At 42.3% G+C, this 903-nt stretch carries 2 pseudogenes; both read left to right on the top strand.

Annotated features, from left to right (window positions below):
- Positions 1-158 (top strand): annotated as a pseudogene (locus tag ACTRC3_RS11695) (hypothetical protein); the annotation flags it as partial.
- Between the two features lie 147 nt (positions 159-305).
- Positions 306-903, top strand: a pseudogene (locus ACTRC3_RS11690) (DNA-directed RNA polymerase subunit beta'); the annotation flags it as partial.

Below are 903 nucleotides of genomic sequence, written 5' to 3'. Positions count from 1 at the left end.
CTGTTAAGTCTGATGATGTTAACGGTAGAACTAAGATGTACAAGAACATTGTTGATGGTAAGTACACAATGGAAGCTGGTATTCCTGAGTCATTCAATGTTCTATTACGTGAAATTCGTTCACTTGGTATCAATATCGATCTTGTCCGCAAGGAATAAGTTTCTAGTTTGGGGTAGTAACTCTACCCCTGCTTGGCTACGACAATAGGAGAAACTGTTGTGAGCAATATGGAAAACGGTCAGAACGAAGATCTTTTAGAAGGTCTTGCTAGTCAGACTCCAGTGGCTAACACTGAAGATTCAGCAATGGATCTTGAAGTAAGCGATAGCCTTGGCAAGCTTGCAAATCGCAGCAATGCGTTCAAGCAGCGCCTTGAGGACTTCGATGCTATTAAGATTGGTCTGGCTTCCCCAGAAATGATCCGTGCATGGTCATATGGTGAGGTTAAAAAGCCTGAAACCATCAATTACCGTACATTCAAACCAGAACGTGACGGTTTGTTCTGTGCTAAGATTTTCGGACCTATCAAAGATTATGAGTGTTTGTGCGGTAAGTACAAGCGCTTAAAGCACCGCGGTACTATTTGTGATAAGTGTGGTGTTGAAGTAACTCAGGCTAAAGTACGTCGTGAGCGTATGGGTCACATTGAGTTAGCTTCACCTGTAGCACATATTTGGTACTTAAAGTCATTACCATCACGTATCGGCTTAATGCTTGATATGAAGTTACGCGATATTGAAAGCGTACTTTATTTTGAGAGCTATGTAGTTACCGATCCAGGCATGACTGAGTTATCAGAGCGTCAGCTGTTAACTGAAGAGCAGTACATGGATGCTTTAGCTCAGTATGGCGATGATTTCACAGCAAAGATGGGTGCTGAGGCTATCTTAGATCTGTTAAAGC

Origin of the sequence: Laedolimicola sp., assembly GCF_051972735.1 — a bacterium.
Lineage (GTDB): Bacteria > Bacillota > Clostridia > Lachnospirales > Lachnospiraceae > Laedolimicola > Laedolimicola intestinihominis.
Note: the sequence above shows the minus strand (reverse complement) of the source record. Positions and strands in the feature narration are given on the sequence as shown.